General features: G+C 70.9%; 7 protein-coding genes. 6 read left to right on the top strand and 1 reads right to left on the bottom strand.

All coding sequences use genetic code 11. The features are described from left to right. From VKG64_17355 to VKG64_17330, 6 genes are all read left to right on the top strand, one after another. Positions 1-619, top strand: a 619-nt coding sequence (locus tag VKG64_17355) for a glycosyltransferase (protein ID HKB26805.1), incomplete at its 5' end; no start/stop codon positions are given. A gap of 162 nt (positions 620-781) precedes the next feature. Next, entirely contained in the window at positions 782-1336 is a 555-nt protein-coding gene (locus tag VKG64_17350; GenBank protein HKB26804.1) for a DinB family protein, read from the top strand. 248 nt (positions 1337-1584) lie between these two features. Further along, the gene (locus VKG64_17345) at positions 1585-1926 is read left to right on the top strand and encodes a hypothetical protein (GenBank protein ID HKB26803.1); all 342 of its coding nucleotides are present in this window, start codon (positions 1585-1587) and stop codon (positions 1924-1926) included. A gap of 20 nt (positions 1927-1946) precedes the next feature. Next, positions 1947-2915 carry a 2-hydroxyacid dehydrogenase gene (locus VKG64_17340; protein HKB26802.1) on the top strand — a complete coding sequence of 323 codons (969 nt, stop codon included), beginning with the start codon at positions 1947-1949 and terminating at the stop codon, positions 2913-2915. Between the two features lie 37 nt (positions 2916-2952). Then, positions 2953-4635, top strand: coding sequence for a thiamine pyrophosphate-binding protein (locus tag VKG64_17335; protein HKB26801.1), 1683 nt, complete (start codon positions 2953-2955; stop codon positions 4633-4635). A 20-nt stretch (positions 4636-4655) separates the two neighbouring features. Beyond that, complete coding sequence (locus VKG64_17330; protein HKB26800.1) at positions 4656-4961, top strand: hypothetical protein; 306 nt, start codon at positions 4656-4658, stop codon at positions 4959-4961. Between the two features lie 18 nt (positions 4962-4979). On the opposite strand, the gene VKG64_17325 is transcribed toward VKG64_17330, so the two are convergent. Continuing rightward, positions 4980-6237: hypothetical protein (locus tag VKG64_17325; GenBank protein ID HKB26799.1), on the bottom strand; the 1258-nt coding region annotated here is incomplete at its 5' end.

Raw genomic sequence — 6237 nt, 5'->3', positions numbered from 1 at the left:
CTCGATCGAGGTCATCCACAATTTCTTCGCCCCGCGCCCGCCACGGCGCTCGCGCGAGGAGGTGCGCCGCGAGCTCGGCCTGCGGGGAGAAGTCGTCGTTCTCCACTCCTCCAATCTCCGCCCGGGGAAGCGCATCGATCTCTTGCTGGAGACCGCCGCCCGCGTCCGCCCGCGCGAGGCCTTCAAGCTCCTCATCCTCGCAGGGGAACCGTTCGCGCCGTTCGCCGAACACGTGCGGCGGCTCGGCCTGGCCGACCGCGTGATCGTCCGCGAGAAGGTCAACGACATCGAGGACTACCTTCAGGTCGCCGACGTCGGGCTGTTCACCTCTGAAACGGAGAGTTTTTGTCTGAGCATCCTCGAAGCCATGTGTTTCGGCTGCCCGAGCGTGTCGAGCCGCGTCGGTGGGATCCCGGAGGTGGTCGAGGACAATCGGAGCGGCCTGCTGGTTCCGTTCGGCGACGTCGCCGCACTTGCCAGCGCGCTCGAGGCCTTGATCCACGACGAACCACGCCGGGGCGCCCTCGGCCGGGCCGCGCAGGCTCGCGCGCGCGAACGGTTCTCCGCCGGGATCATCGTGCCGAGCTACGAAGCACTCTACCGGCGGCTGTGTCGATGACGGCTCACGCGGCCCTTGACGACGGCCCTGGCGCAGGGGCAGGATCGCCCGTCGGACGGCGTCTGGGCTTACCCAAGCGAGGGTCGATCCCTGCCCGCCGCACGAGCCGCGTTGTGGGGGGCTGCCGTTAATGTTTTCGGATGAATCGAGGGGGAGGCGAACATGAAAAACGTCATCTACGCTTGCCTGCTGTTCTGCGGCGCCATGACCACCGTCGCGGCCGCCGCGTCTTCGGCCTTTGCGCAAGGCACGCCGCCGACCCTGGTCAAGGAGCTCGTGGCGGTCTGGCAGCGGGCCGCGACCGACATCATCGACGTCGCCGAAGCGATGCCCGAGGAGAAGTATGCGTACAAGCCGACGCCGGAGATCTCGACGTTTCGCGACCAGCTGGTGCATCTCACAGGCGTCGCGCAACGCTTCATCGACACGGCAAAGGGAATCAAGAGCGAGTCAGGGCACCCGCACGCGGCCATGACGAAGGCGGAAGTCATCGCGCTGCTGAAGAAGACGCTTCAGACAGGACAGGAGATGCTTGGCTCGCTGACCGATGCCCAGCTGCTGGAGCAAGTGCAATTTCCCTTCGGGAATCGCATGGTGACCCGCTTCACGTTCTGGCAGGGGCCGGTCTATCAGATTCGCAATCACCACGGACAGCTCGTCGTCTATCTTCGCCTGAACGGCATCGTTCCCCCGACCACCGCGCGGCGGCCTGCGTAGGTCTGTGCCGTTAGCCATCATGCGGGCAACTCGAAAGGTTGGCTCGATCGCTGCGATCTTCTTTAGCGGCGTCGAGGATGCAAGGGCTGCGCTGGACGCGTGGTCCCCCAAGGCCTTCGGCCCACAGGCGACAGTCCAGGGATCGATCCGCGCCGGCGTGCCCGGGCTCCCGGTCCCGCCCGCGCGGGTCGGGGTCGCCCGCGTGTGTTAGCATCCCGCTCATCCTGACGGCGCAAGGGGAGGCCTCGATGGCAACGTTCAGGCTCTACGCGGACCGTGACGGGCAGTCGCGCGTCGAGACGATCGACGTCGCGCGGACGGCGGAGTGGACAAAGGGGCTCGCGGCGACGCAGATCTCGTTCAGCGTCTGGCCCGCGGACCGGTTCCTCGACTGGCATCCGGCGCCGCGCCGGCAGTTCGTCATCATCCTCGCCGGTCAGCTCGAGATCGGCCTCGGGGACGGCTCGAAGCACGTCTTCGGCCCCGGCGACGCGCGGCTCGTCGAGGACACGACGGGCAAGGGCCACACGACACGCGTCCTCGGCGGCAAGCCCTGCGTGACCGCGACGATCCCGCTCGCCCAACAGTGAGCGCCGACCCAGGAGCCTCCATGACGACCAAGATCCTCTTCGCCCCGAGCCAGCCCGACGCGATCCTCGACATCGCGCGGTCGCTCACGCCGCCCGGCTTCGAGCTCGTCGTCGCCGACCCGGGAACGCCCGCGTTCTACCAGGAGGCGGCGGACGCCGAGTACTACCTGGGCCTCGCCCGCCAGATGGGCGGCGAGTTCTTCCGCGCGACCCCGAAGCTCAAGCTGGTCCAGCTTCTGAGCGCCGGCTACGATCGCGTGGACGTCGAGGCGGCGCGCAAGGCGGGCGTGCCCGTGGCCAACAACGGCGGCGCCAACGCGATCGCCGTGGCCGAGCACACGCTCATGCTCATGCTCGCGGTGCTGAAGCGGCTCGTCCGGTTCCACAACGACGTCGTCGCGGGCAAGTGGCGGGTCGGCGGCCTCGCCGACGAGCGCGTGTACGAGCTCGCGGGCAAGACGCTCGGCATCGTCGGCCTCGGCAACATCGGCAAGAAGGTGGCGCGGCGCGCGGCGGCGTTCGACATGCGCGTCCAGTACACCGACATCGCGCGGCTCACCGAGGACCAGGAGGACGCGCTCGGCGTTCGCTTCGTCCTCCTCGCCGAGCTCCTGCGCACGTCGGACGTTGTGAGCCTGCACGTGCCCCTCGACGACAGCACGCGCAACCTCCTGTCCGCGCGCGAGTTCGCGCTGATGAAGCCGACCGCGATCCTCGTCAACACCTGCCGCGGGCCGGTGGTGGACGAGACCGCGCTCTACCACGCGCTGGCGGAGAGGCGGATCGCCGCGGCGGGGCTCGACGTGCTGGTCGAGGAGCCCCCGAAGCCGAATCACCCGCTCTTCGCGCTGCCGAACGTCACGCTCACGCCGCACTCCGCGGGGCCGACGTGGGAGAACTGGACGGCGCGGTTCCGCAACGGCTTCGACAACATCCAGCGCGTCGCGGCGGGCCGCGCGCCGCGGTGGGTGATCCCCGAGCTGGCCTGACGCGGTCCGCGGCGGCGGAGCACCCGGAGGACATGCGATGACCCTCGGCGCCGGCGAGGCGGTGGTCGCGGCCCTGCGCGCCCACGGCGTGCGCCACGTGTTCGGCATCTGCGGCTCGAGCCTCGTCGAGGTGCTCGACGCGATGTACGGCCTTCCCGACCTGACCTACGTGGGCGTCCGCCACGAGCAGGTCGCGGCCCATGCGGCCGACGGCTACGCGCGCGCCAGCGGCGGGCCAGGCGTGTGCCTCGCGACCAACGGGCCCGGCGCCACGAACCTCGTCACCGGGGTGGCCTGCGCGAAGGCGTGCTTCTCGCCGGTCGTCGTGCTCGCCGGCGCCGTGATGCAGGGCCAGGTCTATCGCGGCGTCTTCCAGGAGCTGGACCAGAGGGCGCTCTTCGCGCCGGTGACGAAGCTCACGATCGACGTCCCGCACGCGTCCCGCATCCCGGACCTGGTCACCCTCGCGTTCCGCACCGCGATGGCCGGACGCCGCGGCCCGGTCGCCCTCAACTTCCCGCGCGACCTCCTGAACGAGAGCGTGGAGACCGCCGGGAACTCTCCGACGCCCGCCGCGCCGTCGCTCCCGGGCGCGGACGCGCGGGCGGTGGAGCGCGCGGCGGCCCGCCTCGCGGCGGCCGAGCGTCCGGTGGTGATCGCCGGCGGCGGCGTGGTGTGGAGCGGCGCCACGGGAGACCTCCTGGCCGTGGCCGACCGGCTCGCCGCCCCGGTGGTGACGAGCTACGGCCACAACGACGCCGTGCCCGCGAGCCATCCGCTCGTCCTCGGCGCCGTCGGGCGCGCGGGCTCGCCGGAGGCCGCGGAGGCGGTGAAGCGCGCCGACGTGATCCTCGCCGCCGGCACACGGCTCGGCCACTTCACGACGTTCTTCGACCACCGGCTGATCCCGAAGGACGCGGCAATCGTCCAGATCGAGATCGAGGAGGAGGCGCTCGGCCGCTACTACCCGGCCGCCGAGGCCCTCCACGGCGACGCGGGCGTCGTGCTGCGCCAGCTCGCGGACGCCCTCGGCGAACGCGCGCCCCGCGACGAGCGCGAGCGGCGGCGGTGGGCGGAGGCTCAGCGCACCGCGCGGCGGGAGCGCATCGAGCGCGACGGACGCGACGAGCGCGTGCCCATCAAGCCGCGACGCGTGGCCTGGGAGCTGCGCCAGATTCTGCCGCGGAATGCCCTCGTCGTGTTCGACTCGACGGCGGGCGCCGGACCGGCCCACGACATGCTCGACTTCCACGAGCCGCGCACGCTCCTCGACTCGCTCGACTGGGGGTGCGTGGGCGCGGGCTTCCCCACCGCGCTCGGCGCCCGCTTCGCGGCGCCCGAGCGGCCCGTCGTGTGCCTCGCCGGCGACGGGGGCTTCCTCATGACGTCGCAGGATCTCGAGACCGCGGTGCGCTGCCGTGTGCCGCTCGTCACCCTCGTCTTCAACAACGGGTGCTGGGGGATCGAGAAGGCCTACCAGAAGCACTTCTTCGGTGGACGCTACGTCGGCGCGGACTTCGGCAACCCCGCCTTCGACCGGTACGCCGAGAGCTTCGGCGCTGTCGGCCTGCGCGTCGAGCGTCCGGGGGAGATCCGGAGCGCCCTCGAGAAGGCGCTGGCGGTCACCGATCGCCCCACGGTCATCGAGGTGGTCGTCGATCCGGAGGAGCTTCCGTATCCGGTGCGCACCGAGGCCGTGCGCGCCGACCGCCAGCGCTGAGCCGAAAGGAGCCGACGCCGATGCCCGGTGACGCCCCGAAGACCGCATACGAGCTGGCGATGGAACGCCTCCGGCGGAAGGACCGCGAGACCGGAGTCGAGGAGCGCCCGCTCACCGACGAGCAGAAGGCGGCCATCGCGGACGCGCGCCAGTACTATCAGGCGAAGCTCGCCGAGCGCGAGATCCTCTACCAGGACGCGCTGCGCAAGGCCACCAGCCGGGAGGAAGTCCAGAAGCTCGAGGCCGAGGTGACGCACGACCGCGATCGTCTGGCGAGCGATCGAGACCGCAAGATCGCCGAGGTCAAGCAGCGCCCGGCGACGTAGGACGGTGCGGCGTCGGGGTCAGCGACAGTCGAGGTCGAACGCCTCGGCGAAGCGGCGGTACGCCTCGAGGGGATCGCCGTACTTCCTGTGCCCGGCGGTGTGCTTGGCGCTCGCCAGGAGCAGCCGGTCGCGGTCGGTGGCCGTGGTGTGGAGGTAATCCTCCAGCAAGCAGAGCCCGAGCTCCTGGTTGTGAGGGTCGTTCCCGAGCTTGCACGCGGCGGTTGCCAGCGTCTGGACCAGGGGCGCGCGGTCGAACCCGGACTTCAGATACGCCGCGGTCAGGTCCACGGCCTCGTCGGCCCGAAGCGCGAGGAGCGTCTCCTCCAGCCGCTCGAGCAGCTGTCGCTGCGAGAGCGACTCCGCACCCTTCGGCGGCGTGATCGCGCGCCGGCCGTTGTCCGGCGTGTTCGCCTGGTGCTCGGACGCCCGGTTGATGAACGACGCCGCGACGAAGAGGAGCGGAAGCCGCCGCGGGTGCTCGAACGTGTCGTAGAACCAGCGGAGCGTGTTGCAGTACTCGTAGCCGTGCTGCGCCATCGAGAAGTTGTTCGGGTGCCCCGTCTCGAGGATCACCTGGGCCGAGGCGATCTGGATCGCGTCGAGGATGCGGCGCGCCCCGCGCCCGGCCTTGAGGAGCCCCACGAGCGCCTCGATGACCGAGGGCTCCCGCTGGCGAAGGATCACGTCGATCAGCATCGTCTCCTCGGCGGGAGTCAGCGGCGCGTCCTGGGCGAGGAGCTCCCGGTCGCGGCCGTCGAGCAGGTTCTGGACGGCGTTGCACCCCATCTCGTAGGTCGAGTGCCAGCGGGGTCCGACGGCCATGTCGGGCACGCCTGCGTACAGCACGCTGTGCGCGCGGTCCCAGCCGAGGGCCTCGCCGAGCTCGATCGTGGCGCGGGCGCGGTACGACTTGTGGCCGGTCGTGTAGGAGCGGTTGTGGAGCATCCGGTCCTGCACGTCGATCAACCCGGCGAAGGCGAGGTGCGCCAGCACCTGCCGGCGGCTCGGCGCGTCCTCCATCAGCCCGAGGAACACCCGGTACGACGTCAGCACCTCGCCGCGCTGGACGAGGGTGAGCCAGTGGTTCAGGCGCTCGCCGAGTGGGCCGTCGACCCGGAGCGGCTCCTGGTCTGGCCAGTGCATCTCGGGCTTCGGCGGCTCCAGGTTCACCGCGATCTCGTAGAGGCGCGTGTAGTGGCCGGGCGCCCGGCCGAGGAGCTGGTTCCATGGATCGAGCCCCGTCGGGATGTACCAGACGCTCTGGGCCAGCGGCAGG

It is taken from the genome of Candidatus Methylomirabilota bacterium (assembly GCA_035260325.1).
GTDB lineage: Bacteria > Methylomirabilota > Methylomirabilia > Rokubacteriales > CSP1-6 > AR19.
Note: the sequence above shows the minus strand (reverse complement) of the source record. Positions and strands in the feature narration are given on the sequence as shown.

What these genes read in the sequence shown, in the direction of transcription:
- VKG64_17340 (HKB26802.1), top strand. Translation starts at nt 1,947, where the DNA reads ATGACGACCAAGATCCTCTTCGCCCCGAGCCAGCCCGACGCGATCCTC.
- VKG64_17330 (HKB26800.1), top strand. Translation starts at nt 4,656, where the DNA reads ATGCCCGGTGACGCCCCGAAGACCGCATACGAGCTGGCGATGGAACGC.
- VKG64_17335 (HKB26801.1), top strand. Translation starts at nt 2,953, where the DNA reads ATGACCCTCGGCGCCGGCGAGGCGGTGGTCGCGGCCCTGCGCGCCCAC.
- VKG64_17350 (HKB26804.1), top strand. Translation starts at nt 782, where the DNA reads ATGAAAAACGTCATCTACGCTTGCCTGCTGTTCTGCGGCGCCATGACC.
- VKG64_17345 (HKB26803.1), top strand. Translation starts at nt 1,585, where the DNA reads ATGGCAACGTTCAGGCTCTACGCGGACCGTGACGGGCAGTCGCGCGTC.